The following is a 1,384-nucleotide window of genomic DNA, read 5'->3' on the forward strand; positions in this document are numbered from 1 at the left end:
TACCGAACCTGGTTGCGGTTCTCGAGGTGGAGACGGGATTCGAACCCGTGTACACGGCTTTGCAGGCCGTTGCCTCGCCTCTCGGCCACTCCACCACTGAGAAAGCTGGCCTGCCGAACCCTCTCCGAGCGGACGACCGGGTTCGAACCGGCGACCTCAACCTTGGCAAGGTTGCGCTCTACCAACTGAGCTACGTCCGCATCGCGCCCGGTTTCCGAAGTCCCCGGCGCGAGAAGAACATTAGCCCATCTCCGCCCGAGTTCAAAAACCGGGGGTCCCCGGTAGGGCGACGTACGGTCATCGTCCGCTCACCTTCGGACGGGCGTGAAGTCGCCGATCGCCTGCGCACTAAGGTGATTCTTGGAAGGAGCAGCACATGCGTATCTGGCTCAACGGCGCCCTGCTGGACGACGAGGCGACCGTCTCGCCGCTGGACCACGGGTTGACCACCGGCGACGGCGTCTTCGAGACGATCAAGATCGAGAACGGCCGGCCGTTCTCGGTCCGGCGGCATCTCGACCGACTGGTCCGTTCGGCGGTCGGTCTCGGCCTGCCGACGCCGGACGTCGCGGCGATCGAGGCCGGGATCGACGCAGTGGTCGCGGCGGATCCGGGGATTCCGTTCGGGCGGTTGCGGATCACGTACACGGGCGGTGTCTCGCCGCTGTCGTCCGATCGCGGTACGGACGGCCCGACGATCCTGATCGCGTCGCAGGCGATCAAGCGCCCGGCGCCGGTGTCGGAGATCGTCACGGTGCCGTGGGTACGCAACGAGCGCAGCGCGGTCGCCGGCCTGAAGACCACGTCGTACGCCGAGAACGTCCGTGCCCTCGCCTACGCCAAGGAGCGCGGCGCCAGCGAGGCGATCTTCGCCAACACGGTCGGCAACCTCGCGGAAGGTACCGGCTCGAACATCTTCTGCGTGTACGACGGCGAACTGGTCACGCCGACGCTCGAATCCGGCGCACTGGCGGGCGTGACGCGCGCACTGGTCCTCGAGTGGTTCGGCGGGGTTGAGCGCGACGTACCGCTGGAGCAACTCTACGAAGCCGAAGAGATCTTCCTCACATCCACCACCCGCGACATCCAAGCGATCCGCCGCGTGGACACCCACGACCTCGCGGCCCCCGGCACCATCACCACTCAGGTCGCGAAGATCTTCGCCGAACGCTCCGCCCAAACCCCCAACCCCTGACCAACCCGCCACTCCCCTGCACCCGGCGCGGACCGCCGCCTACTGGGTGGCGGGTTGTTTCACCGGCTAGCGGGTTGTTTTCCTGACTGGCGGGTTACAGAGCCTGTTGCAAATTGGATCTGGGTGTTTCCGTCCGCACCAAAACGCAGTGATTTTTCCAGCGATTGCGGCTGGTTTACTCCACCTGAG

1 protein-coding gene and 2 tRNA genes are annotated in these 1,384 nt (G+C 66.0%); 1 reads left to right on the plus strand and 2 read right to left on the minus strand.

What is annotated here, in order from left to right:
* Positions 1-24 precede the first annotated feature (24 nt).
* Positions 25-95 (minus strand) — tRNA-Cys (locus AB0B82_RS35425).
* A gap of 32 nt (positions 96-127) precedes the next feature.
* Positions 128-200 (minus strand) — tRNA-Gly (locus tag AB0B82_RS35430).
* A 176-nt stretch (positions 201-376) separates the two neighbouring features.
* On the opposite strand from AB0B82_RS35430, the gene AB0B82_RS35435 reads away from it, so the two are divergent.
* A complete protein-coding gene (locus AB0B82_RS35435) occupies positions 377-1,195 on the plus strand; it encodes an aminotransferase class IV (protein WP_360178978.1) in 819 nt (272 codons plus the stop codon).
* Positions 1,196-1,384 lie beyond the last annotated feature (189 nt).

Source organism: Kribbella sp. NPDC048915 (genome assembly GCF_040649595.1).
In the GTDB taxonomy this organism is placed as follows: domain Bacteria; phylum Actinomycetota; class Actinomycetes; order Propionibacteriales; family Kribbellaceae; genus Kribbella.

Coding starts and splice junctions, on each gene's coding strand:
- AB0B82_RS35435 (WP_360178978.1), top strand. CDS start 377: ATGCGTATCTGGCTCAACGGCGCCCTGCTGGACGACGAGGCGACCGTC.